The sequence below is a fragment of the Mariniphaga sediminis genome (assembly GCF_003573545.1).
Taxonomy (GTDB): domain Bacteria; phylum Bacteroidota; class Bacteroidia; order Bacteroidales; family Prolixibacteraceae; genus Mariniphaga; species Mariniphaga sediminis.
Map to the genome: position 1 here is coordinate 186,841 of NZ_QWET01000002.1, position 26,514 is coordinate 213,354.

General features: G+C 44.4%; 22 protein-coding genes and 1 riboswitch. Of the genes, 2 read left to right on the forward strand and 20 right to left on the reverse strand.

Going from position 1 to position 26,514, the window contains the following annotated elements; genetic code table 11:
* Positions 1–4 precede the first annotated feature (4 nt).
* The 16 genes from D1164_RS03110 to D1164_RS03185 form a co-directional block, all read right to left on the reverse strand.
* The gene (locus D1164_RS03110) at positions 5–1,168 is read right to left on the reverse strand and encodes a sigma-54-dependent transcriptional regulator (RefSeq protein ID WP_119348481.1); all 1,164 of its coding nucleotides are present in this window, start codon (positions 1,166–1,168) and stop codon (positions 5–7) included.
* Between the two features lie 109 nt (positions 1,169–1,277).
* Positions 1,278–2,207, reverse strand: a complete 930-nt coding sequence (locus D1164_RS03115; RefSeq protein WP_119348482.1) for an MOSC domain-containing protein — start codon at positions 2,205–2,207, stop codon at positions 1,278–1,280.
* Positions 2,204–2,653 carry a cyclic pyranopterin monophosphate synthase MoaC gene (gene moaC, locus D1164_RS03120; RefSeq protein WP_119348483.1) on the reverse strand — a complete coding sequence of 150 codons (450 nt, stop codon included), beginning with the start codon at positions 2,651–2,653 and terminating at the stop codon, positions 2,204–2,206. Before moaC ends, D1164_RS03115 begins: the two co-directional genes overlap by 4 nt.
* Positions 2,654–2,664: 11 nt before the next feature.
* Complete coding sequence (locus tag D1164_RS03125) at positions 2,665–3,465, reverse strand: GTP 3',8-cyclase MoaA (protein WP_119348484.1); 801 nt, start codon at positions 3,463–3,465, stop codon at positions 2,665–2,667.
* The gene (locus D1164_RS03130) at positions 3,449–4,624 is read right to left on the reverse strand and encodes a molybdopterin molybdotransferase MoeA (RefSeq protein WP_119348485.1); all 1,176 of its coding nucleotides are present in this window, start codon (positions 4,622–4,624) and stop codon (positions 3,449–3,451) included. The genes D1164_RS03125 and D1164_RS03130 overlap by 17 nt, the downstream gene beginning before the upstream one ends.
* The gene (locus tag D1164_RS03135) at positions 4,617–5,135 is read right to left on the reverse strand and encodes a hypothetical protein (RefSeq protein ID WP_147372005.1); all 519 of its coding nucleotides are present in this window, start codon (positions 5,133–5,135) and stop codon (positions 4,617–4,619) included. The genes D1164_RS03130 and D1164_RS03135 overlap by 8 nt, the downstream gene beginning before the upstream one ends.
* A 5-nt stretch (positions 5,136–5,140) precedes the next feature.
* A complete protein-coding gene (mobA, locus tag D1164_RS03140) occupies positions 5,141–5,683 on the reverse strand; it encodes a molybdenum cofactor guanylyltransferase (protein WP_119348487.1) in 543 nt (180 codons plus the stop codon).
* A gap of 1 nt (position 5,684) precedes the next feature.
* The gene (locus D1164_RS03145) at positions 5,685–6,416 is read right to left on the reverse strand and encodes a sulfite exporter TauE/SafE family protein (RefSeq protein WP_119348702.1); all 732 of its coding nucleotides are present in this window, start codon (positions 6,414–6,416) and stop codon (positions 5,685–5,687) included.
* Positions 6,410–6,547, reverse strand: a riboswitch (molybdenum cofactor riboswitch). (Overlaps the previous gene by 7 nt.)
* Positions 6,548–6,565: 18 nt before the next feature.
* Positions 6,566–7,189 (reverse strand): rhodanese-like domain-containing protein, encoded by a 624-nt coding sequence (locus D1164_RS03150; RefSeq protein WP_119348488.1) that lies wholly within the window; start codon positions 7,187–7,189, stop codon positions 6,566–6,568.
* Positions 7,190–7,244: 55 nt separating this feature from the next.
* Entirely contained in the window at positions 7,245–7,847 is a 603-nt protein-coding gene (locus D1164_RS03155; protein WP_119348703.1) for a YeeE/YedE thiosulfate transporter family protein, read from the reverse strand.
* 40 nt (positions 7,848–7,887) lie between these two features.
* Entirely contained in the window at positions 7,888–8,400 is a 513-nt protein-coding gene (locus D1164_RS03160) for a YeeE/YedE thiosulfate transporter family protein (RefSeq protein ID WP_119348704.1), read from the reverse strand.
* A 54-nt stretch (positions 8,401–8,454) separates the two neighbouring features.
* Positions 8,455–9,396 carry an NrfD/PsrC family molybdoenzyme membrane anchor subunit gene (gene nrfD, locus D1164_RS03165; protein ID WP_119348489.1) on the reverse strand — a complete coding sequence of 314 codons (942 nt, stop codon included), beginning with the start codon at positions 9,394–9,396 and terminating at the stop codon, positions 8,455–8,457.
* 11 nt (positions 9,397–9,407) lie between these two features.
* Positions 9,408–9,941 (reverse strand): 4Fe-4S dicluster domain-containing protein, encoded by a 534-nt coding sequence (locus D1164_RS03170; protein ID WP_119348490.1) that lies wholly within the window; start codon positions 9,939–9,941, stop codon positions 9,408–9,410.
* Positions 9,938–12,175 carry a molybdopterin-containing oxidoreductase family protein gene (locus D1164_RS03175; RefSeq protein WP_119348491.1) on the reverse strand — a complete coding sequence of 746 codons (2,238 nt, stop codon included), beginning with the start codon at positions 12,173–12,175 and terminating at the stop codon, positions 9,938–9,940. Before D1164_RS03175 ends, D1164_RS03170 begins: the two co-directional genes overlap by 4 nt.
* 588 nt (positions 12,176–12,763) lie before the next feature.
* Positions 12,764–13,396, reverse strand: a complete 633-nt coding sequence (locus D1164_RS03180) for a porin family protein (RefSeq protein ID WP_119348492.1) — start codon at positions 13,394–13,396, stop codon at positions 12,764–12,766.
* Between the two features lie 34 nt (positions 13,397–13,430).
* The gene (locus D1164_RS03185; RefSeq protein ID WP_206610907.1) at positions 13,431–14,111 is read right to left on the reverse strand and encodes an OmpA family protein; all 681 of its coding nucleotides are present in this window, start codon (positions 14,109–14,111) and stop codon (positions 13,431–13,433) included.
* 517 nt (positions 14,112–14,628) lie between these two features.
* On the opposite strand from D1164_RS03185, the gene D1164_RS03190 reads away from it, so the two are divergent.
* Positions 14,629–17,835 carry a VPS10 domain-containing protein gene (locus tag D1164_RS03190; RefSeq protein WP_172594323.1) on the forward strand — a complete coding sequence of 1,069 codons (3,207 nt, stop codon included), beginning with the start codon at positions 14,629–14,631 and terminating at the stop codon, positions 17,833–17,835.
* Between the two features lie 165 nt (positions 17,836–18,000).
* Here D1164_RS03190 and D1164_RS03195 read toward each other — a convergent pair whose 3' ends face one another.
* The 4 genes from D1164_RS03195 to D1164_RS03210 form a co-directional block, all read right to left on the reverse strand.
* Complete coding sequence (locus tag D1164_RS03195; protein ID WP_119348494.1) at positions 18,001–20,556, reverse strand: TonB-dependent receptor; 2,556 nt, start codon at positions 20,554–20,556, stop codon at positions 18,001–18,003.
* Positions 20,557–20,699: 143 nt separating this feature from the next.
* On the reverse strand, positions 20,700–21,494 hold the full coding sequence (locus D1164_RS03200) for a 3-keto-disaccharide hydrolase (RefSeq protein WP_119348495.1): 795 nt from the start codon (positions 21,492–21,494) through the stop codon (positions 20,700–20,702).
* 80 nt (positions 21,495–21,574) lie between these two features.
* Positions 21,575–21,829, reverse strand: a complete 255-nt coding sequence (locus D1164_RS03205; protein WP_119348496.1) for a DNA-binding protein — start codon at positions 21,827–21,829, stop codon at positions 21,575–21,577.
* A gap of 263 nt (positions 21,830–22,092) precedes the next feature.
* Complete coding sequence (locus D1164_RS03210; protein WP_119348497.1) at positions 22,093–25,053, reverse strand: glycoside hydrolase family 3 N-terminal domain-containing protein; 2,961 nt, start codon at positions 25,051–25,053, stop codon at positions 22,093–22,095.
* Positions 25,054–25,232: 179 nt separating this feature from the next.
* Between D1164_RS03210 and mnmA the strand changes: the two genes are divergently transcribed.
* Positions 25,233–26,411 carry a tRNA 2-thiouridine(34) synthase MnmA gene (mnmA, locus tag D1164_RS03215; RefSeq protein ID WP_119348498.1) on the forward strand — a complete coding sequence of 393 codons (1,179 nt, stop codon included), beginning with the start codon at positions 25,233–25,235 and terminating at the stop codon, positions 26,409–26,411.
* Positions 26,412–26,514 lie beyond the last annotated feature (103 nt).

Genomic DNA, 26,514 nt, shown 5'->3' on the forward strand with positions numbered 1-26,514 from the left:
CGGGTTATTTTAACGGAGCGGCAAATTTCTGAACGTCTTCGCCGGTAATTTGTTTGTCACACAGAATAATCAATCGTTCGATCACGTTCCGGAACTCCCGGATGTTTCCGGTCCAATTTATCTTTTGCAATTCATCTATGGCATCTTTGGCAACCGATTTTTCGGGCATTCCATATTCACCGCAGATAACGTCCACAAAGTGGTTTGCCAGCAATGGGATGTCTTCCAATCGCTCGTTAAGCGACGGCACATGAATGAGAATGACACTCAGCCGGTGGTACAAGTCTTCCCGGAACTGCCCTTTTTCTATTTCTTCAGAAATATTTTTATTGGTGGCCGCTACCACCCGTACGTCAACATTGATGTGTTTATCGCCGCCCACCCGAGAAATAACATTTTCCTGAAGTGCGCGCAACACCTTAGCCTGGGCCGAAAGACTCATGTCCCCAATTTCATCAAGAAAAAGAGTACCTCCGTTTGCCTGTTCAAATTTTCCTTTGCGCTGTTTCACGGCCGAAGTAAACGAACCTTTTTCATGGCCGAACAGTTCGCTTTCAATTAACTCGGAAGGAATTGCCGCGCAATTCACCTCCACAAACGGCCCGGAAGCTCGTCCACTCTGATCGTGAATACGCCGGGCAACCAGTTCTTTACCTGTTCCATTGGAGCCGGTAATTAAAACCCGGGCATCGGTAGGCGCCACGCGATCCGCCATTTCTATCACCTTCTTTATGGCCGGAGACTCGCCAATAATTTCAAATTTTTTACTGACTTTCTTTTTGAGAATTTTTGTCTCATTTACCAGCGTTGATTTATCCATGGCATTACGGATTGTAATGAGCAGGCGGTTTAAATCGAGCGGTTTTTCGATAAAATCGTAAGCGCCTTTTTTTATGGACTCCACAGCCGTATCAATATTCCCGTGACCGGAAATCATCACCACCGGTGAATCCACGGCCTGGGTATTTAACTGCTCCAGCACTTCAATTCCGTCAAGGCCGGGCATCTTAATATCGCAAAGAATAATGTCGTACTCGGTATGTTTTACCATTTCCAGCCCCTTCTTCCCGTCTTCGGCCAAATCAACCTCATATTTTTCGTATTCCAGAATATCTTTCAGCGTATTACGAATGCTCCGTTCGTCATCGATTACAAGAATTTTTGACATAATCAGTTCTTTAATGAGTTACAAAAATAAGTTCCCCGAAACAAATAACAACAGGAAAAGGGCAAATAAAAAAATTGACTAAAGAAAAAATCAAATCACGAAAGGGAACTCAATGCACGTCGACATCGTTCACCATTCGTATCGAATGATTGAGTGTTGGTATAATTTCAGTAAGGTATTCGTTTACAGCCTTTACGCTTCCGGGCAGCACATAAATCAATGATTTCCCTTTTACGCCTGCGATACTTCTGCTCAAAAGTGCATTCGGTTTTACAGACCCGTATTTGTAACGAATCAGCTCCATAATGCCCGGAATTTCTTTGTCAAGCAACCTCTTTACCACATCCGGGGTAATGTCCCTGCTGCCAATTCCTGTTCCACCGGTAGTTACAATAATATCCGCCTCATTTTCCACCGCCCGGTTCAGTTCATTTTCCAGCATTGTCTCATCGTCCGGAATTAAGATTTGCTCCACAGTCACCGGCCGGTTAGCTTCCCCGAAAAAATCGTTAAGCATTTTGGTAACATAAGGGCCGCTTTTGTCTTCATAAATCCCTTTGTACGCCCTGTCGCTCAACGTGATTACCGCAATCTTTATTTGCCTGGGAATGTACTGTAAAACATCGTTTACCCGGAGTTCCCCGGGTTGAATCACCCGGCAAAATATTCCTTCAACCGGCATAATACAATTCCCGGAAATCTTCATTATTTCACAGCCTTTGTGGCATTTTTTACCAATCTGCGTCACTTCCAGAATAACATTTCCCGCCTGAAACCGGTCGAGGATATTGGCTTTATAAAGCTCAAGCCCCTCGGTTGTTATATTTTCGCCAAAGTCGCCGTACTGAAACGTACGGTTATTTTGTTCCTCTGCTTTTTTTAAACTTTCAGTGCCCAGCAAACTGACCTGCCGGTGCCAGTGCCCTGCATGAGCATCATCCTTCACCCCGGTTTCTGTAATTTCAACCGAACCGACCGGTGTTTTTACGGTGCCCTTCTTTTCTGAAAGATTGAGAGATTTTATGGTTACCTGAATCATTTTTTATGCTTCTCCAGAAGTTTAATTTCACTCATTACCATCTGTTTATCCACGGCCTTACACATATCATAAATGGTCAGTAACGCCACATTCACTGCGGTTAAAGCCTCCATTTCCACCCCTGTTTTCCCGGTACACTTTGCTATTGCCGTTGTTCTGATACCATCATCCTCCATTTCAAAATCAACTGAGACTTTGGATAGCGGTACCTGGTGGCACAACGGGATGAGGGTAAACGTATTTTTTGCCGCCTGAATTCCGGCTATCCGGGCAACAGCACAGATATCTCCCTTTTCAATGGAACCGGCCTTAATCAATTTCAGCGTTTGAGGCTGTAAAAATATTTTTCCTGAGGCTCTGGCCATCCTCTTCTGGTCAGGCTTTTCCCCAACATCTACCATGCTGGCCTCGCCTTTTTCATTTAAATGTGAAAATGTATCTGCCATTTTATGTTTTATTATCCGCCTATATTATAAAAACTACTTTTGCTATTCAATACACCTTTTTTGGGTTTTGCATTCAATGCCAGCAGAAACGCCTCCTTAATTCCATGTTCTTTAATACTGAACTCTTTATTGCTAAAAAGGCAGGGTTTTATCATTCCGTTTGCCGTGAGCCGCAAGCGGTTACAGACAACACAGTTTCCTCCGTCGCCCCCTTCCACTTGCGAAAATTCACCCGTCCGCAAGTCCATTTGCGTAATAAACCTTAACTGAAGGCCTTCTTCGGCAGCAAATTTTTTTATCTGCTCCGTCTGCTGATTGTCGCCGTTACTGAGCTTTACCATATTTAATTTGACAGGGGTCAGTCCGGCCTTTTTCGCTGCCTGAATCCCGGCAAATACATCTTCCAGCTCACCGCCGCGGGTTATTTCTTTATACTGCCCGGGAGACACCGAATCAAGACTGATGTTGACCCGTCTCAAACCGGCTTTTTTCAATTCCCCGGCAAACCGGGACAGCAACACACCGTTGGTTGTCATGGTTATTTCCTCAATCCCTTCAATCCGGTTCATCCGTTCCACCAATTCCACAATTCCCTTTCGAACCAAGGGTTCACCTCCGGTTAAACGCACTTTTTTAATCCCCAGTTCTGCCCCAACCTTAACCACGTCGGTAATCTCCTCCAAACTCAGCAATTCATCCCGTTTGAGCAAGTCTATCCCCCCTTCGGGCATGCAATAAATGCAGCGAAGGTTACATCTGTCAGTTACAGATATCCTCAGGTAAGTAATATTTCGGTTATATCGATCGAACATTTACCCGTTCCCCTTTTTTTATTGCGTTAACACCTTTGGGCACTTCCAGCAAGTGGGTAGCCCCGCTCAATGCATTGATATGCGCCGAACCATGAAATTCAACCGGAATAATTTCCATTTCAGCCCCAATATTTACAGGCACAAAATCCATCCGGTCCGATTTTTTCCGGTTCATTTCTTTCCCCAGCGGCAATGTTAAAATTTCAGTTTGAAACCTGTGCCCCATTAGGGCAAATAAAAATGGTTTTACATACAATTCAAACTGCACAAAAGAGGACACCGGATTCCCTGACAATCCGAAACAATAATTGCCTCCTTTCCGGGCAAAAATCATGGGTTTCCCCGGTTTTATGGCCGTGGTTGTAACAAGAATATCAAACCCCTGCTTTGTTAGCACATCGGGAATCAGGTCGAAATCCCCCACCGAAACACCACCGGTAAGAATAACCACCCTGCTGTTATTCAATGCCTCTGAAATCTTCTCCAAAAGAACAGGCTCATCATCCTGAATAATCCCGCCATAACCGGCCTGAATTTTCATTTCAGCCAGTTGGGCAAGCAGTTGCGACGAATTGGAATTCCGGATTTGAAAAGAGCGTGGTTTTGCATCGGGTTCAACCAATTCGGTTCCGGTGGCAAAAACAGCTACGTCGGGTCGTCCAAAAACCAAAGGACGGGCCACTCCTGCGCCAGCCAGCACCGGTAAATGCCTCGCTGAAATCAAGGTTGATTTCGCCAGCACCTTCTCCCCCTTTTTGATATCTTCGCCCTGGTAACAAATATTATTGCCGGTAGACTGGTTTTTACAAATAACCTTACCCGGCGCAACCCATGCTGCATCTTCTTTTTTAAAGACACAGTCGGCACTCTCAGGAACCACTGCACCTGTCATAATTTTGTAACACTGGTTTTTCAACAGGGCTTTTTCCGGCAGCTTACCGGCGAATAGGGTTTCAACCACTTCAAGTTCATTGCTCAAGTCGGCTCTTCGGCAGGCAAAACCGTCCATAGCCGATTTGTTAAACGGCGGCATATCCATATCGTGAAAAACATCCTCCGCCAAAACCCGTTTAAGCGCATGTTGTAAATCAACCTTTTCTGCCGGCATCTCTTTCGCTGTTGAAAGAATACGCTCCAGCGCCGTTTTATATTCAAGCATCGATAGTAAATTTTCCGTTATTAAAATGAACCTTCTTCCAGTCAAAATTCTGCGCCTCACCGGAAGACAAACGAATCACCGTTGAATGAGGCCTGATATTACTTTCCTTTTTTAGTTCCTCCCCCTCAATGTACACCAGCAGGCCTGGCTCCCAAAAATCATACAACCCTCCTGACTCAATCACCACAGGATTTATGGAATTTATCTGTTGTAAAACCATTTCCACCGCCTGCGGCAAATAGTCATTTTTAGCCTGAATGTAAAATACTTTCTTTGCACCTGCCTGCAACATTCTTGAACTGTCTTTCCCATTAATATTCCGCTCTTCCACAATTACAAAATCGGGTGAGAAATGAATAAATTTCTGTTTCTCATCTAAACGATGAAAATGCGGAGAAATTTTGATTCCGACAGGAGCATGACTTTCAGCCAATTGCCGGATAATCTGGCAGGCAGAAACAGTTTTGCCCACATTCCGGCCACTCCCCTTCACAATCAATATGTTTGGCATGTATTTCATTTCACATCCTCCGGATAATTAACATTCAAAAGCGCCTCGTCCTCTAAAACCATTACCGTTTTGGCGCCAAGTTTTTCCAGCAGGCTTTGTAGTTTATAGTCTTTTTTTTCTATTTGGGCGCGGATGACAGGAAGCGCTGATTTATTATAGTATCCCAAAACCGGGAAAATTTTGCCATCGCCACGGGCAACAACCACAGCATGGTTATCCCCTTTTTTATGAAGAATTTTTTTAAAAAGACCGGCGTGAATACCAGGCATATCGCACGGACAAACAATATTGTCAGAAGTTTTTGAACGGGAAAGCGCAGCTTCCAGTCCGCCAATAGGACCTAAGCCTTCATAATTATCCCGAACCGTTTCGTATCCTAAAACATCGTATTCCGAATTATTCGCGCTTATCAAAATACCCGAAGCTATTTTTGAGCAGGCGTCTATGGCATTCTCGACGAATCGTTTTCCACGATAAATCATCAGTCCTTTATCCTGCCCCATGCGTGAGCTTTTTCCGCCCGCCAGTATGATTGCTGTCAGTTCCATTTCAAAAATAAAAAAGTTTAAAACTGGCAAAAAGCAACACAGCGGCCAGCAAATAGGTTAATTTCAGGGAAGTCAGCCGGGCCCTTCCCATGTGGGAGCCAATTAAACTTCCGCCTATACCGAGCGCAATCAGGATATAAATTTCAGCTACCGGGTTCATTCCGCCGCGCGAAACCAAACCTGCTATTCCGCTGGCAGAATTCAAAAAAATAAAAATGGCTGAAACAGCTGCCGTCTCTTTTATGGTGGCCCAACGGAGTAACAAAAGAATGGGGCTCAGGATTATCCCGCCGCCAATTCCTATCAACCCCGAAAAGAACCCGAGGAAAGCTCCAATGGCCAGCGCAACCGGAATGTTTATCGGTTTTGTATCTACCGGCTTCCTCGCTGCAAACAACATGCGGGTAATGGCAATCAACAAAAAGATTCCCAGAATTATTTTATAGGTGGAAGGATTGATTTGGAGCCGGGCTCCCAAAAATGACATGGGAACAGAAAGCACAATAAACGGAAGGAGCAATTTTAACCTGAAAAACCCTCCTCTGTAATAAGAATAAAAAGAAATACCGGCCACAAACAGGTTAAGAATTAAGGCCGAAGCGCGCATGTTTTCGGGAGAAACAGCAAAAATAGCCATAATGGCAAGGTACCCGCTGGCACCACCATGCCCAACGGATGAGTACAATATGGCCGTTACAAAAATTAGCGCATAAAAAACAATTCCATACTCCATTTGGCTTTTCTCCTTTCCAATTCATTCAAAAATACTTCGAACTCGGGAGGATACGCTGTTTCCAGCCTATCCCGTCGGTTTATCATCCCTGCCTGAGTTTAGGACTGACAAACTCGGAGAACACAATCAACAAAAATATCAGATGTTACTTAACATCCACCCTGAACGCCTTTTTTTCTTTCCTTTTTTTGAACAGACGGCTTCGGAGCACTCGGCGCTTCAAGGGGCTGGGCCGTATCGACCGCTTTTCCACCCAATGCCATTCCTGCTCCCGTGCGTAGGTTATATTTTAAAAACTCTTCGTTGGGACTGGCGCTTTCAGGCGCTTCCGGATTCATAACCGTCTCTACCCAATAGTTTAATCCTCCCTGTAAAACGTAGTTATTTTTATAGCCCAGCTGGCGGGTAATCATCCAGGCTTCGTTGGCAGCATTTGTTCCGTTTGAATAAAACACATTCAACTTAACATCCTGATTGACATACCCTTCCCATTCAGGATTTAAAATATCAACCAGCGGAATGTTCATCGCATTGGGAAGCCTGAACTGGTCATACTCCGCAGCGCTTCGCACATCAATCAGTTGCAAAGAAGGATCTTTTGAAATGATCATATCGGCCACTTGATCCGGCCCGATAAACTGGGTCCCGCTTTTTACCTCCTCAAGCAACTGGCCGGCTGTTAATTTATACGGTTTCGTCGTATTTTCCGGCACAGCAGCAATTATCAATCCCAAAGGGATCAATACAGATGCTAATATTATTCTTGCTTTCATTTTGCTAATTTTTGGTTTTAAACGAATATTCAAAACATAAAAACAGTTGAGCCAATTATTGGTTCAGTGTATAATCGTCGCGGGCAAATCTTCTCTCAGCCCACTCGCCAACCCAAAACATTCCAAGAGCAACCAGAATCACAAGTAATGTCAGCAATCCGCGGGAAGCTCCCAGCATATCGCTCAAAAGAGGCGCGCCAAGAAATTTGGCATAATAAAAATTCTCCCAAAGTGGATATCCTTCGGCAAAAATAAAAATGCCGATAAACATTCCGCCAATAAAAGCCAGGGCATCAATCTTTCCGATGGAGGCTGCACAAAAGGATGTACCGGGGCAGTAGCCGCCAAGAATAAAACCGGCCCCCATAATGACTCCGCCCCCAAGGGTGGACCAAAGATAGGTTGGGTTAATATAAATGTAGCTTAAATCTATCCAGTGAAAAAGGCTCATAAAGAGTAGTCCGACCGCCCCCACAAGGGCCGCAGTAAAGAATACTTTTAACACGGTGGTATCGTAACCATAAAACATTCCGGCCAGCCTGCGACTGGAGGAAAATCCGTTGGACTCGAGTACAAAACCAAACCCGATTCCGATAATAAATGCCAAAAATAAATTGGTATTTTCTGAAATTATTCCGTTTACAATTAGTGGTCCCATTTTTATGATTTTTGAATGAGTAAATGCAACAATGTGTGAATTAAATCCATAATTTCCGGGCAAAGTAAGCCAGGGCAAAAGCGGTTCCGAAAATAGCCGCCATCGACAAAAAGCCGCTTACCGAAAGCACCGCCATGCCGGTAAGGGCAGAGCCACTGGTACAACCACGCCCCAACTGCGATCCAAAACCAAAGAATACACCGCCAATAACCGCAAATATTATCCTGGTTTTGTTGGTAATTTTCGGCGATTTTTCCACCTTAAATTTTAGGCGGCCGGCAATGGCCCCGGAAACAAAACCTCCTACCACCAGCCCCAGCATTTCAAAAACAAGCCACTGACTTAGCGGATTTGGATGAGACTCCAGGTAATCGCTGTAAAAAGCTGAATTTCCAGCGTGTGCTGGAGCAACCGTATTCATTCCTGCAACAAGGGCGCTTTTTGCCGCACCACTTGCCCCCAGGCCTCTTCCGGAAACCCAGAAAGCCACAATCAAAACAAGCCCTAACAGTACTCCCCCGAGATAAGGGTTCATGTATTTTTTCTGTTTCATAATCATGATATCTTTTATAAAAACTTATTTATTTTCTACTAAACACTATTCAAGCTAATAAAGCCAGCGGCTCATTTGTCCGGCATAGGCAATGACAAACCGGAGCATTAAGCTGCCAAAGAGCACCAAAATCACCGGAATTATCACCGGAATATGAAACTTTTTGAGTTCCAGAAATTCAAGAACTGCTGGCAAAATCATCCCGATTATCACTACAAAAATCCAGAAAGGAGCGGTGTAAGGTCCGCCTAAAAACAAATTGGCTGCGTCGATCTGAACTTCTGTACTTGCCAAAAATCCCATAAACATGTGAACGATTAGAAAGAGCTCAATACCAATAAGCATGATATCGATTTTGGCAAAATTGATACGCTCCCTTTTTCTTCTTGAAAAAAGAATGATAACGGCCGACCCTGCAGAAAGCCCCGAAACAAGAAACAACGGTCCTAAAATGGATGTATTCCACAGTGGCCGGGCATTAAATGCGGAGAATAAAATACCGGTGTAAATTCCAAGAATAACTGAAAAATATAAAATGATCCAGGCCAGGATTTTTTTATACTTCACCAGGAATTTCTCCAACTCTTTCAGCAGGGTCCATTTCCAGTCCCAATTAGGAAAAAATTCCCTGATATGAATGGCAACCCAGGCAAAAGAAAGCGGTGTAATAGCCATTAAAGTCCAGGCTCCCCATGACATGGGTGACTGTATTTTAATGGTGGTGTACAACTGCCAGAAGTAAAGCTTGTGCCGCAAGTCGAGAAACAAAGCAGCCAGTCCGATTATCAGCAAAAACGGCACAATTACAGGAGCCCGGCGAACAGCTCCGATGTACTTATTCTCTTTCCCCAAAACCGTATAAAGGCTGGCAAAAAAGAGGATGCCGGCAGCCAACCCACCCAAAAAAAGATACAGCGGAATATGCCAGTGCCAAATCTCCAGATGGGGATCTATATTCGGATTTAATCTTCCTGATGTTATAATTTCTTCTCTCATATTCTTTGGTTTTAAATCAGGTAATACACATGAGGTTTTGTTCCTGCTTCAGGAATCAAGGTTTTATGTTTTCTCTTTTTCAGCACGTTTGAAACATCACTGTTCGGGTCGTCCAGGTCGCCGAAGTACATACATTTTGTCGGACAAACCTCCACACAGGCGGGCTGCTGCCCCTTCTTAATCCGATGCAGGCAAAAGGTACATTTATCCACATATCCTTCCGGATGTGAATACCGCGCATCGTAAGGACAACTTACGATACATGCCCCGCAACCAATACATTTATTGTGTGTGACCGTTACAATTCCCCCGGCTTCGTAATGACTGGCCCCGGTGGGACAGCACCTGACACAGGGAGCATTATCGCAGTGGTTACACCTTTCGGAACGGATTTCGGTTTCAAGCTGCGGATAGGTTCCATCAGTAATTTCCACGATCCAGTCGCGGCAATACCCAATCGGAACATCGTTTTCGGTCTGACAGGCAACCACACAATCCGAACAACCTACACACTTTTTGGTATCGATGGCCATTGCATATCTCATGACTTCACCTCGCTTTCTTTTTCAAACCTGAATGTGACAAAATTTCCTCTCATACCGGTACCCCCCATAACCGGATCCATTAAAACCCGGGTAATTAGTTGGGAATCACTCACTCCTTTCCCGTATGCGCGGCTCAGCTTTTTATCGGCATGGCCAAACCCGTGGACTATATATACGGAATCGAACCGGATGCGCTCCGTTACGCGCACTTTTACCTGAAAGTCAGAAACAACACCGTCCTGGTTTTGTAAATAAACAGGCTCCCCGTTTTTAATTCCCCACTCTTTGGCTACTTTAGGATTCACCCAAACGGTGTTTTCATCCATCAAATCCGTAAGGTTGGGATTATTTGCAGTGCGACTAAAAGTATGCATTGGCGCCCTTCCGTAATTTAAGTGGTAATAACCAGCAGGAGGTTCTGTGTGAGGAGTGTAAACCGGAAACGGGTCGAACCCTTCAGCTTCAAAAGCAGTGGAATACAACTCAATTTTACCTGTATTGGTATAAAAATCAACATCTTCCCCTTCCTCGAAAAATAAATTACCATATTCCCGTGGCAAATTCTTTACCCCAAGCCGCTTCATCTCTTCCAGCGAAGAACCTACCTGTTTCAACTGCCAGTCGAGTTTTTCCTCAAAAGTATCCCAGCCAAAATATTCCTCAAGGCCCAATCTTTTGGAAACTTCTTTGGCCATCCAGTAAGCCGGTTTGGAATTGTATTTCGGCTCTGTTGCCGGCATTCTGAGTGCAATGCTGGGATTCCGCCCCTGGGCCACTCTCAAATCATCCCACCTTTCAAGGTAGGTACATTCGGGAAGAACCACATCGGCATAGCCTGTAATTTCCATCGGCATTGTATCGACCACGACCAAAAGGTCCAGGTTATTGATGGCGTCAATTGTTTTTTTCTGATCGGGCAGGGTCATAATCAGGTTGGTACCGTTAACAATCCACCCTTTAATGTTGCAATCCAGTTCCGGTGAAGGAATCGTTGCATCGCAAACCCCTGAAGCGAGGGCCAAATCAGCCAGCTTGTATTTTCCACCCATAGCCTCCCGCCATGTGCGGGAAGGTTTTGGGAATGGAGGGTGCGGATATGCAGGTAATCCCATTTTATCGGGAATATAAAAACCACCTCTTCGTCCCCACGACCCGAGCAACGCATTTAATATGGCAACGGCCCTCAAACGCTGGGTGTCGTCTCCATACCAGGTTACATGCCTCCCGGGGTGGATAATTACTGAAGGAGCTGCGTTAGCCATTTCACGGGCTGTTTCTCTGATCTGATCGGGTTTGATAGTTGTAATTCCGTAGGCCCATTCCGGCGTAAACGGCTGTACATAATTTTTCAGCTCTTCAAAACCGTAAGTATATTGTTCCACATATTTTTTATCGTACCACTCGTTGTTGATGATTTCTCTGATCCAGGAAAGCAGAAGCGCAATATCTGTTGCCGGCTTTATGGGCAGCCAGAACTTCGATTTACTGGCCGCTGTTGAATATCGCGGGTCCACAGTAATAATGGAAGCGCCGTTATCAATGGCATCCGACATCTCCTGCACCTGCCCGTTGTGCATGTTTTCCCCCAGGTGCGAACCAATTAACACAAGGCATCTTGTATCGCGAATGTCGAGTGGTTCGGGTGAATTCAGACCATCGCCAAAAGTTGCAATAAATGCTACTTCCCGCGGGCCACGACACTGAGAATAGGATGGAGCGGCAATATTCCCCGAGCCAAATGCTTTTAACAAATCACCCCAGTAATGACCGCCGGAACCATGCGTAAATAATGCGGTACACTCCGGGCCATGTTCTTTTTTAATTTTTTGAAGCTTTTCTGCAATAAAATCAAAAGCCTCGTCCCAGGAAACTTCTTTAAACGTTTGCTTTCCGTCCTTCCCGGTAACACGTATCAGGGGAGTTTTCAGCCTGTCTTCATCGTAATACATTCCTACGCCGCCAGTTCCGCGTGGACAAAGCCGGCCGTTACAATTCGGGTCATCATCATTCCCCGTAATTTTTTTAATCTTTCCCTCTTCATTTTTATGTACCCAACCGGCACATTGCCAAAAACAGACTTCGCAATAGGTCGGCGTACGCAGCGGATCGCTGCTTCCTCCTATTCCTTCCTGTCTGAGAGCTTTCACGGCTGAATGGACATATTGGCCTCCAAAAATAAGGCCTGCTGCACTTAATGAAGTAATCCTTATAAAATCACGTCTTGAAGCTGACATATATTACTTATTTTTAAACAAATCGAACAATTCTCATACAAAATTATCCAAATATCTATATATACAAATATAAAAAAGTAAACATAGGAAGTACACCAGCCAAAAACGCGCACAAACGACTCATTAACAATAACATAAAACAATATGTTTTACGGCATTCTTTCGTTATATATATTGATTCTAAAGAAGAAAAAATCAGACTTTTAGGTATGAATTAAGACGACAATAAAAGAACAAAAGACAATAATATATGAATAAACATTTCAAAAAAAAAGAATCATTAGTGTCCGGTTAAAAGATAATTTTATTGTGTTGGTGATATTATTTACACTAAACAACTTAATTATAGTACTATAATAATTGGACTAAAGCCCGTTTACCGGATCTCCTATCTATTACCCCCGGCTTTAAAGCCGGGGCTATGCATGCATACCCAATAAAAACGGGGGCTTTAGCCCGATTATCATTTTTCCCCCGGACAGTAATGAAAAAGAATAAAAAAAGCTTCCCTGAAAAAGGAAGCTTTCTTTAACAATCAAAGGCAAAACAAGAATTAAATTCTTCCTTGCCCTGAAGGTTTCAACGGGTTTAAAATCTTATTCCGGCATAAACCTGAATAACGGTATTGCGGGCATCGCCAATTATTTCTTCTGCCGGCCTGTTCTCTTTTGCCACTCTGGTTAACCCTACATTATAATTAAACCCCAGCAAAAAAGGGTCTAAATTAAATCCCAATCCGGCTGATAAACCCATATCAAACGGCCTGAAATTCGCACGATCCAGTTCTCCATCAGAATCAATATCGAAAAAATCCATCACTTCGGCGTCTGTTTTAACTTTTGCTTTTAAAAGGTAACTGACATACGGTCCGAATTGAAATTCAAAGTCGGGTGACAGATTATACACCAGTTTAACCGGGAGGTCAATATAACGCAGGTTGAACTTTGCTTCTCCATCCGCAAAAACAACGTTATCAAAATTATATTTAAACCCTTTTACCGAATAAAGTAATTCGGGTTGAATAGCAAAAGACTCAGAGATGCTGATTTTATCAAACACCCCCACATGAAAACCGAGTTTCAGGTTTTCATCGTTATTCCCGCTGACAGTCATATTCGAAAAATTAAGACCCCCTTTGGCGCCAAAATCCGAATTTTGAGCAGACAAATTCGATACAAATAATATCCCTCCTATCAATACAGCAACTAATATCTTTTTCATAATAAATTACTTACAAGTTTAAATCTCGGTTATTTTAAATCTGCCCGTTTTTAGCAGCTCTTTTCAGTTTTTCATTGGCAAATATGGCCACCTCCACTCTCCGGTTCTGGCTCCGGCCTGCCTCCGTTGAATTGTCGGCTACCGGCTGGGTTTCACCATAACCCACTTCATTTATGCGAGAGCTACCCACTCCCAGACTTTTCAACCTCCCGGAGACGGAATTTGCCCTTCGTTCCGAAAGTTCCTGGTTATAACTTTCTGCCCCTTTGCTGTCGGTGTGTCCTTCAATCAAAACATTGGTATCGTCATACTTTTGTAATGTCTGGGCAAGTTCTGCAATATTCTTTTCTGATTCTGCCGTAAGCGAAGACGAATCAAAACCGAATAGTATCCCGGAATCAAAAGTAATCTTAATCCCTTCCCCTACACGCTCTACAGTTGCCCCCTCCAAATCCCGTTCGAGCTCTGCGGCCTGCTTGTCCATGTATTTACCAATCAATGCCCCGGCTGTTCCTCCGATAACTGCGCCAAGGATAGCGCCTTTTGCTGTATTGTCCGATTTGGAACCAATGAGCCCTCCAAGGGTTCCACCCGCACCTGCTCCAATAGCTCCACCTCTCAATGTTCTGGAGGTATTACATCCAAAAGAAAATACTGCAATCAACAAAAAAATAAAGCTTCTTCGTGCTTTGTAGTTTACACTCATTTTTTTCATTTCTACATCATTTAAAAGTTTTCTCTTTATCATTGTTTTTTCTAAACTGTCATTTCCATTTCTTTCAGAAGGACTATTTTAAAAAATCATAATCATGTTTTTATCTAAACCATTATTATTTATAATCGCCTCCTGTCCATAATATCATTATGCCATCAAGTACTCTCAACAAAATCCCGGACGCATTTTAATGTGTTATTTAACAAAGGATTAAACACAAATCACTAAAAAAACCAAATCATCCAGTTATGTATTACCAACACTTCTGGTACCTATACTATCCACAATGGGGATAAATCCCCCCTTTCAATAACAGTTTTAAACCGAAAAATATTCAGGTTTTGTGATAATAGTCCTGTTGAACTATTCATAAACATTGTATTTTTCAACTTGTTTACAACAAAAAGTCCCGATATTTAAATCTGCTAAAACTATAATCATGAAAAAAATTACTTCACTGTTACTTTTATGCTTCCTTTTTGTCGGTTCAGTTTCTATGGCAAAAAAGCAAGAGAAGATGAACAAAGAAGAAGGAGATACGCTTATTACCAATGAATTGGTGAGCGGATTAAAATTTCGCAGCATCGGGCCGGCATGGGCCAGCGGAAGGATAGCCGATTTCGCCGTAAATCCGCATAATCCGAAAGAATATTATGTTGGGGTTGCCAGCGGAAATGTTTGGAAAACGACGAACAGCGGAACTACCTGGGAACCTGTATTTGACAAGTACGGCGCTTACTCCATTGGCGATGTGGAAATGGACCCGAACAATCACAATGTAATTTGGGTAGGCACAGGGGAGAACAATCACCAGCGTGCTCTCGGCTATGGCGACGGCATTTACAAATCGTTGGACGGCGGAAAATCGTTCAAAAACATGGGACTGAAAGAAAGCCGTCAGATTGGGGGAATTGTTATTGACCCACGTAATTCGAACATTGTTTTTGTGGCTGCCGAAGGTTCGGCCTGGGGGCCGGGAGGAGACCGTGGCTTGTATAAAACCACTGACGGAGGTGAAACCTGGAAAAAGGTACTCGAAATCAGTGAACATACCGGCGTAAACAATGTAAAGATGGATCCCACAAACCCGGATATTATGTACGCTACTTCGGAGCAGCGGCGGCGTACTTCGTTTACAAAAATTGGCGGCGGCCCTGAGTCGGCTGTGTATAAATCGACTGATGCCGGCGAGTCCTGGCGAAAAATTACCAAAGGACTTCCCTCCGTGCACATGGGAGGCATGGGTATTGATGTATCATCAGCCGACCCCAACATAGTTTACCTGATTGTGGAGGCTGCTGAAGGAAAAGGTGGTTTTTTCTGCTCGACTGACAAAGGCGAAAGCTGGGAGAAAATGAGCGACCACCACTCCAGCGGACAGTACTACAATGAAATATACTGTGACCCGGTAAACAAAGACAAGGTTTACTCAGTAGAAACCGTTTCGAAAGTGACGGCAGACGGCGGTAAAACCTGGACCAATATTCCTATCCGCACCCGCCACGTGGATGACCATGCACTTTGGATTGACCCGGCTGACACCGATCATTTTATCATTGGCGGTGACGGGGGAATTTACGAAACCTGGGATGCAGGAGCCACCTTCGATTTTAAAGAAAACCTGCCGGTAACCCAGTTTTACCGTGTCCAGACAGACAATGCCGAACCATTTTACAATGTATATGGAGGAACCCAGGACAACAACACGATGGGGGGACCTTCAAGGAACATTACCAAGGACGGGGTCATTAACGACGAATGGTACGTTACTTTGGGTGGCGACGGCTTCTGGATTGCCACCGACCCGGACAATCCGGACATTGTTTATACGGAATACCAGTACGGGAACCTTTACCGTTACGATAAAAAAAGTGGCGAAGAGGTGAATATTAAACCCCGTGAAAAAATGGGTGAGCTTACCTACAAATGGAACTGGAATGCGCCCATGTTTGTAAGCCCGCACAAAGGAACACGTTTGTATCTCGCTGCAAATAGGGTTTTCAGAAGTGATAATCGGGGAAACACCTGGGAAGTTATAAGCGACGACCTCACCGCTCAGGTCGACCGCAACAGTTTCCCTGTAATGGGTAAATACTGGCCAGCCGGGGCTGTGGTAAAAGATGTATCCACTTCCTTGTGGGGCACCATCGTTTCTCTCGCGGAATCCTCAGTAAAAGAAGGGCTTCTTTTTGCAGGCACCGATGACGGCGTTATCTCAGTTACTGAGGACGGAGGTGAAACCTGGACACAGATAAAATCGTTTCCCGGTGTTCCCCAATACACCTACGTGAGTGACATCTGGCCCGATCGTTTCGACGAAAACATTGTATTTGCCACCTTCGACAACCTGAAAAATGATGATTTCAAACCCTACATTTATAAAAGTACTGACAAAGGCAAAACCTGGAGAAACATCAGTGGCAACTTGCCGGAAAACGGAACCGTGCATACGATTACCCAGGATCATATTCGTCCGGAACTACTTTTTGCAGGAACTGAATTTGGGCTCTTCTTCACCATCGACAATGGAGAAAACTGGACACAATTGAAATCGGGTATTCCTACCATTGCCGTAAAAGACATTGCCATCCAGGAACGGGAAAATGATTTAATTCTGGGCACTTTCGGACGCGGCTTTTATATTCTTGACGACTACAGTCCACTGCGTAAAATCTCTGAAAAAATGGTAGAACAGGAAGCCCGGCTTTTTGAAATAAAAGATGCCCTGATGTACATCCAGACCAGCAACAAAAGCAACCAAGGAGACACCTACTACAAAGCACCCAATCCCCCTTTTGGAGCAACATTTACCTATTACCTGAAAGAAATTCCGAAAACAAAAATGAACCTTCGGAAAGAAAAGGAAAAAGAACTTTTCGAAGCCGGGAAACCCATTCCCCAACCTTCGTGGCGCGAATTGCAACTGGAAGAAAAGGCAGAGCCCTCTCACCTCATTTTTACCGTTTACGATGAAGGGAACAACGTTGTGCGCCGTCTTACGCAATCTCCCGCAAAAGGGATTAACCGCATTACCTGGGATCTTCGCTATGAAATGCCGGTTGCTGTCCGGGTGGAAAAACGCTTTAATCCGGCAAAAAAAGAAACCCCGGGAAATGGAATTTTGGTGCTGCCGGGAACCTATTCAGTTGACATGAAACTCTGGCATGAAGGAGAACTGACCGATTTGGCCGATCCGACTGAGTTCATTGTTAAAAAACTGAACCATACCACACTACCTGCAGCAGATTACCGGGAGAATGTAATTTTTAATGCAAAAGCAGGGAAACTGGCTGTAGCCATGACAGGAAGCAACCGCCTTATAGATCAGTTAATTTCAAAAGTGGAGCACATCAAAGAGGCTGTTTATTCTACACCGGATGCCAGTCAACAGTTGATGAACAAAGCCCGGGAACTGGGCAGGGAACTGGAAGAACTAAACTTTAAAATGAACGGAGTACCTGCCAGGGCCAGTCAGGAAGAGATTCCGCCGGCACAAGTACCGCTATACGACAGGCTGGGACAAATAACTCACGCAACTGCCGGTTCGACCAGCGGAATTACTACAACACAGAAACAAGGTTACGAAATTCTGACCGAAGAGTTTCCGCCGGTTTTAAGTGCTCTAAAAAAAATTGTTGAGCAAGACATTCCGGAGATAGAAGCTGAACTGAATAACCTCAGCGCTCCCTGGACACCGGGAAGGCTACCGGTTTGGAACAAATGAGACAAAACAGTAAAATAATAATAAAGAGCCCGGTTTTGCCGGGCTTTTTCGGGGTGCGACGGTTTCCAAACCGCCGGTTAAACAATTCTAAAAATATAACTTATCCCAAAAAACTCGTAACACGGGAAATCGCAAATAAAATACAACTCGAAAATAGTTTACCCGCTAAAACCGCCATGTTACTCTCATTCCCAGCATCCTTGGTGGACCAGGAATAAAGGTAGGAAACCCCAATTGTCCGCCCCAATGACCGGCGCTGGCAATATATTCTTCTTCCAGTAAGTTGGAACCATAGACACTCAACACCACGTTCGGCTCATCCATTTCGAGCCCGAGGTTTATATTCAGCACTCCGTAGGCAGGCTGGTCAAGCCCTGATGTATTGGCTTCTGTAAACCAGAAATGCGAATTCCACGTGTACCATGGTGTAGCAAAAAGACGTAACCGGTGTACAATCGATATTTTTGCCGTAAACCCGGCAGAGAAACTATGTTCAGGCGCCTTTGCAAAATGATTTCCCGCATACTGGTAATCTTTTCCGTCCACTCCGGTTGAATCGAAAGCCGACTGCATCCAGGTATAATTCCCGAACAAATCCAGCGCCGGAATAACAGCCACTCGTAAACCTGTTTCAGCCCCGTAAGAAGTGGCTTTCCCGTTGGCAGCCAGCAGTGCCGTTCCGGGTTCCCCAGCCCCCTGCAATGTTTGCACATTAAAGTGCCGCCGGTAAAAGCCGTTCGCATTCCAGAAAACACGTTTTTTGATGATGGTTTTCCAGCCGGCCTCTCCACTGTACACTTTTTCAGCACCGGCAATCAGCGGTTTTCCCTCCCATGAAAACTGCAAAGCCTGGGGCCTTCGTCCCCGTGCTGCATTTAAATAAAAATTGAAGTTCTCATTCCACCGGTAAGCTAGTCCGGCCTGAGCGGTAAAAGACAAGCTGTTTTTGGTAAGTTTCTGCTGCTCCGCAGGACTAAAAAACAAATTGGGCTCTGCTCCTGAAAACGTTCCGAGAGAAGAGGCTTCTCCGTCAGTAAAAACAGATTCATGGGTAAGTTGCAAACGATCGTACACCGCACGGGCCCCCAACGTAAAAAACAACCGCTGCTTCCACTGGTACGTATAATGCAAAAATGCCTGAGCTGACTGAGTCATTCTTTCATTAAAAACTGCTTCGTTATGGTCTCCCGAAAAAGGGAAGCTGGCCATCGGCTCCGGTTCAAGGGGACCTGGATTCACGGGAAAGGGACTTTGTCCCGGCAGCAAAAAATTTTCAGGAACGGATATCAAACTGTAAATCTGTTCGTCGTTAGAGAATATGTCTTGCGAAAAATTTCCTTTCTCCTGGAAATAACTAACACCAAACGAACCATGCGTCTGGCTCCACCTTACAAAATTGTATCTTATCTCCTGAAAAAACAGTGTTGCATCTGCCTTGTTGCTCATTTCAAGAGCAGACAGCGAAGTTCCATCAGCATCCCAATGGGAAGCGGAATTATTTTTACGGTACGAACTTACCGATGTCCAGTAATTGTGCTCATCTCTGAAGAGCCGGTAGGTAAGCGTAGCATCCATTAACTCCATTTCCGATCCTGCCTGCTCTTCATTATTCACCGATGCCCGGTAACTAAAGATTCCGGTTTCCCCCTCATCGTTCGGAAACCACCGGTTCATTAAAGCAACGCCCGGCTCATCGTTTTTTTGATAGTTTAGTTGCAGATCAATTTTATGGTTCCATGCAGGCAAAAACCGAACGGAAAACCTTCCGCCTAACACATTCTTCCCACTCAGCGATCCTCCGGAAGTATTTTCAACGTAACCGTTCCGGTCACGAAACAGCCCTGCTGCCCGTACAAAAAGTATATCTTCCATTACCGGCAAATTAACGGCTGCCTGAACCTCCTTATTCCCAAAATTTCCTGCACCGGCCGTGATATATCCGCCAAACTCTTCCTCCGGTTTTTTGCTGATAAAATGAACGGCCCCGTTTACCGCATTCCTTCCAAACAATACATTCTGAGGCCCTTTCAACACTTCTGTTCTATCCATATCAAACAAATCAGAGAAAAACCGGCCATTATAGGACAGCGGAACCTGATCAGAAAAAACAGCAACCGATGGCGAAACTTCCGGAAAACCGGAACTGCCGTTTGCACCATATATGGAAAAACCAGCCTTCCCTGCTCCAAGCCTTTCAAAACCGAGACCGGGAATAAAACCAGCCATTTCTGAAAAATCAGTAACTCCTATGTCCTTCGCAAAAGACTCATTCACCACAAAAAGGGCAGCAGGCAAATCCGGAATTTGCTGTTCCCGTTTTTGAGCGGTGGAAAAAGCAGATTCCAGGGGGACCGGTCCACGATCAAGTGCAATGTAGTGGTCATTGTAACCCGCTTGAAACATGTAGTCGATGGTTTTTGTCTGGTAGCCCAGACAGGATACTTTAATACGAAGTCGCTGGCCAGGTAAATTAGAAATCATAAACTGCCCAAACTCATTGGTGTGAACCAACCTTTTTAACCCTTCTATTTCCACACACGCGCCAGAAATAGGAGCCTTGGCAGCGTCGCGCACCAGACCGCGAAAAACAACCTGTGGAGCATTTTCCCTTGTTCGCTCCACATTGCGGTATTTACGTTTTACCTTACCGCGCGTTTTCGGTTGGGAAACCGCAGTAAAAGCCATTAGAAGCAACAGGGAAACAATCAGTGTACGTCTCATTTTATTTAATTCTTACGGAAAATAAAACGAAACGAACGGGATAAAATTTTCTTGTACATAAATTTTACCGGATAAGAAAAAGATGTTGTTATTTGGAATGGGGCAGGTGCAACAAAAGTCACCTGCTTCATTGCAGGTGTGAATTACAATACTTCTGCCGGAATTTCCTTAATGGGTTTTACCTGGATTGATTTAACAAACATCTCTGCTCCTTCAGACTGCAACTGGATTTTTCCTGACGATAGAGGAACAATGGCTCCGCCCTCGACAATTCCGGTGTTCGTGTTTACCATAACGGTTTGCCCATTTACCACATGGACGGCCGTGCGGCCAACACAGTAAAGATCAACGGTGTTCCACTCTCCCAGCGGGTTCTCTGCATCCACCCCTTTTTTTATTCCTTTGCCGTTATGATCCTCGCTAAATTTTTTCACCTCGCCGTCTTTTGCATACAGGAAACCATCTTCCAACTCCTTCACAGCAGTTTCACAATAGGTATTGTTCATCAAATAGGTATCGCCCAAACGGTCGTGCATCAACTGGCACTCGATATTTACCATCCAGGTTCCGAGGGCCTCCCCGAAATCACCGAAGCTGTGGTAGAGCAAACCGCTGTTCCGGCGGGTGTAAACATCTTCGCCCCATTTAAAAACCAGTTGTAAATGATAATTGGCAAACGTATCACGAGTGGCCAGAGAACCATTTACTTCACCCGAAATGCGAATCAATTTTTCGCCGTTTTCTTCGACTACTGAAAATACTTTCTCTGTGGTTGCAGCCTGTGCAAGATTCTCAAATCCATCCAGTGGAGTACCCAGATAAGTATCCCAGTTTTCAAGGCTTTCACCGTTAAACAAAGGCTGCCAGGGCTTTTCTACCTGACAAGACTGAGCGGCTAAAAAAAAGACCGTAAGAATAAACAGATAATATTTTTTCATTTTGATTCGGTATTAATTAAAAAAAACTGCCCCATAAATATAGGACAGTTTTCGGGATTTCTATGAAAATTTCTTTTTCGTTAAACGACTTCTTCGTGAATAAGTTCTTTTGCCCGTTCAAGAATGGCGATATCGTCAAGAAGAACGATTCCCCCGTTGGGCCCTGGTTCCATGTGAATCCCCACTGCTGCTCCGCTGGTGTAATTAGCACCTCCAAAATAATTCCTGACGGTTTCTTCTGTCAAATCAAACTCCTCTGCTATCTTTCTGATTGAACCGTCAGGCAAACTGTCTTTAATTTTACGCAGTTCATTAAAAGTGATTTTACGCTCCATAATGCTTAAAATTTTATTTTGTTTTTACAACTTATTTAAAGAACACATCTGAACATGTAAATTTAAAATTAATAATTTAATAAAGAACTTTTTAATATCAGGTTCTCTGTCTTCTTCCTTTTCGCACCATATATACGTCAGAAGAAATAAAAATGTTATTCAGTACAACTATCTGAGATTGAACAAAAAAACAGGCACAAAAAAGGATTCAGGCAATTTTTAACTTTAGAATAATTAACGTTTTTTAACCCGTTTTTATTCTTTCAAGGGGTCAGGCTATCATAAATTATTTGGTGCATTGCAGTCCGTATGTTCAGGTTATAAAGGGTGGAATTTTCACGAGTCGGGTATACGCGGTTTGACATAAAAATAAAAAGAATTCCACTATCCGGATCGGCCCATGCCATGGTTCCGGTGTACCCTGTGTGACCAAAGCTGTTTTTACTTGCGCTCACTGCCGGATAAGCATCCTTCAAGCTATTTTTAGAATTATCAATCAATGGTTTATCAAAAACGAGCCCCCTGCGGTTTTTATTTTCCGGAAACTGGATGCGGGTAAATTCATTTATGGTCTCCTCCGAAATAAAACGTTTCCCTCCGTAATATCCCTTCTGCAAGTACATTTGAAATACCTTGGCCAAATCGTTGGTTGTCCCAAAAAGGCCTGCATTTCCTGACACACCCCCTAATACTGCGGCTCCTTCGTCGTGCACAAAACCTCTTAGTTTTTCGTTGCGAAAAAAGTCATCTGTTTCTGTAGGGATAATTTTCCCCAGTGGAAAATGAAGGTATGGCTTGTACGTGATGGAACTGGCCCCCAACGGACGGTAAAAATTAGATTTGATATACTTTTCATAAGGCGTTCCGGTTAGGGTTGAAATGATTTCAGGATACAGGTGAAAACTAAGGTCTGAATACACATATCTTCTGCGGGGCAGTAACTCTGCATTTCGAATAGTATCCAAAATTGCCTGTTTGAAATTTTCATTCATGTACAAATGATTTGAAACCCGCACGTTAAAATGTTCTGTCGGATGAGAAGAGAAAACCTCATGACTCAGTTTTCCTTCGTCATCAAGGGCCATTCGCCAAAAAGGTATCCATGCAGGCAACCGTGCCTGATGGGCAAAAACATCGCGAACCGGTAATTTCTCTTTTTCCGTTCCTTTAAAAGCCGGCCAGTAGTTACCGAACGGGGCGTCCAGATCAACCGTTCCTTCATCCACCAACTTCATCAGTGCCGGAAGCGGTCCTGTAACTTTAGTTAGCGATGCCAGGTCGTAAATATTTTCCTGTGTAACTTCCTGCTCATTATCGTAGGTATGATAGCCGTAGCATTTGTGAAAAACTACATTCCCGTCTTTGGCAATCAACACCTGGCACCCCGGATAAGCTTTATTCCCGATACCGAGATTAGCCAGCGAATCAATCCTCCGGGAAAGCCAAACCGAATTAATTCCCACTTCTTCCGGAATGGTGTAACTCAGCGTTCCGTTTTTTTTTAGAGGAAGGCCATCAGAAAGGTTAAATCTTTTGTCGATGGTAACAGGCAGTTTTCCGGAAGCGTCGAAAGCCCCGAATAACAGTTGGGCCGCAAGCTCCTGCACCAGCGGGGTATTTTGGTAAGCCAGAATCAATCCTTTCGCCCGGTGAATATTCTCAAAATGCTTCATTGCATAAGCATTTCCAAAGAAAACAGTAACCACGTTATTGTCCCGGATAAAATCAGCAAGGGTATTTCGTTGCATCTCAGTGGTCCCGTATTTTCCTGAAGGATACAGGTTAATACCAACAACTCCGGCAATTACAAGATTGTAGTTATCAAGTGTCTTACGCAGGTGAGCCATTTCACGGGCCGAAGCTTCTTTTCCCAAGACAAAATGGTCAACACGGGCATACTTGTCCAGCATTTTCTGAAACGGGGAGATGCGGTCATCACCAATCATTACCGAAGCAATTTTCAGGTTGGCCAGATCCTGTACAGGAAGCACATTCTGGTTAGCCAAAACGGTAAACGAACTTTTTATCAGTTTGCGGGCGGTTACTTCGTAGTAAGGTGAATTCAGCCGGTTTGTCAGATTTTTTGTGTCTGCCGGTTTGTAAAGATGCAATCCGGCCCAGCGTTTCAACGCAAGTACCCGGCGACACTTGCTTTCAATCTCACCAAGTGTAATTTCACCACTCAACAATGCCTGCTTCACAGAAACAATGGCATTTTGCAGATCGGGCACAAACTCCACCATGTCGTTGCCTGCCTTTAATGCTTCCAATTCGGCATTCCCTTTGTTTGTCCGTACTCCTTTCATATTCAGGGCATCGGTTACTACAAAACCATTATAACCGATCTCTTCCCGCAGGTAACCGTCTATTATTTTTTTGGAAAGTGACGAAGGAGTTCCCGAAGGATCGAGCGCCGGCACATCCAGGTGGGCCGACATTATGCCGCTAATACCCTGATCGGCTAAATAACGGAAGGGAAAACTTTCCACTACATCAATTCGCTCTTTCGGGTGCAAAATAACAGGCAATTCCTTGTGCGAGTCGGTTTCGGTGTCCCCGTGCCCGGGAAAGTGTTTGGCTACAGGAACAACCCCGGCATGCTGCATACACCCCGACAAATACCAGGCTTTTTTTGAAACATTGATTTTATCTTCTCCGAAAGAACGGAAATTGATAACCGGATTTTGAGAATTGGTATTCACATCTGCCACCGGGGCAAAATTGACATGAATTCCCATTTGTTTCATTTGCAGAGCAATATCGCGGCCCATTTGGCAAATGTAGGTTGAATCCTGAATGGCCCCGATAGTTTGGGCATAAGGGTACCGCATGGTGCTGTCAATGCGCATGGACAAACCCCATTCCCCATCAATAGCCACCAACAACGGAACCACAGACTTCTCCTGAAACTCGTTGATCCACCTTGCTGTTTTCACCGGGGTTCCCTGCATGACTAAAATACCTCCGGGTTTGTATTTTTCGATTTCTTCAATCACGCTGTTTTTACTCGCTTCATTCTGCCGCGGAAAAACGGCCACCATCATGAGCTGTGCAATCTTTTCATCAAGGGACATCCCTTCCATCTGCATATTCACCCACTGGTCGTTAAGCAGAAGCAGGAAAGGCGGTTCCCTGGAAACCGGGGGTTCCATACTATTTAACCCGGAAACGGTACCCAAAAGAAGAATACACAGCGCTGATATGAATTTAAAATGTAAATGCATTTTGAGACATTCTTTCTTATTTAACCCTCGTAAACAGACAAAAATATAAAAAAGTCAGGCATAGTAAAATAATCCAAAGCGGATTAAGGCCTATGCAGATTTAATATTGAATTAATGGAGGATAACATTAAAAGTGTAAAATCCTGCCAGTTATCGAATTACTTCCTACTTTTGCAGTCATGAGCAGAATAGTTATCGGACTTTCAGGGGGAGTAGATTCCAGTGTGGCTGCCTGGTTGCTAAAGCAGCAGGGACATGATCTGACCGCATTGTTTATGGTAAACTGGCACGAACGTGTGGGCGCAGTAACCAGCGCTTGTACCTGGGAAGAAGATGCGCTCATTGCCGAAATGGTGGCTAAAAAACTGGACATTCCTTTCCACATCGTTGATCTGAGCAAAGACTATAAACGAAGGGTTGTGGATTATATGTTTGCCGAGTACCAGGCTGGTCGCACGCCCAATCCCGATGTGCTTTGCAACCGCGAAATAAAATTCGACACCTTTCTTGAAGAGGCGCTCAAGTTTGACGCTGATTTAGTTGCAACCGGCCATTATTGCCGTAAAGGCGAAACGGAAGTAGCAGGCCAACCAATTTACCAGCTGCTGGCCGGAAAAGACCGCAACAAGGATCAGAGTTATTTCCTTTGCCAGCTCAACCAGGAACAACTTGCCAAAGCACTTTTCCCCATCGGGCACCTTACCAAACCACAGGTCAGGGAAATTGCCCGGGAGCAGAACCTCCCCACCGCAGAACGTAAAGATTCCCAGGGGATTTGTTTTGTAGGGAAAGTGGATTTGCCTACCTTTCTGCAGCAGCAGCTACAGCCCAAAACCGGCAATGTGATTGAAATCCCTGTCAAATTTATGGCCAAAAAAAAGCTGGTGGAAATTCAGGAAGAAAACTACCGGAAATTATGCTTCCCTTTTCCCTACAAGCCATGGAATGGCAAAATTATAGGCGAACACCAGGGAGCACATTTTTACACCGTGGGGCAACGAAAAGGCCTGAACATTGGCGGGCATAAAGAGCCCCTTTTTGTTTTGGCAACCGATGTACAACGCAATATTGTATATGTAGGTGAAGGACAGGAGCATCCCGGACTTTTCAGGGCCGGCCTGTTTATCGATAAAAAAGATATACACTGGATTCGTCCCGATCTAAAAATGCATCCGGGGGAAAAGCAGGAATTCGATATCCGGATTCGTTACCGCCAACCCCTCGAAAAAGGAACGCTTCATGTAAAAGAAGAAGGGATTTATATTCTGTTTGAAAATGAACAACGGGGTATTACATCCGGACAATTTGCAGCCTGGTACTCCCAAAATGAATTGATCGGTTCGGGGGTTATTTTCTGAAACAGCAAAGAAAAAAACCTACCTCACAGATAGAACACGATAAAACGGGTTGCATCGAAACAGGCCGGCACATGCTGCCAAACAGTATTTATTAATGAATAAA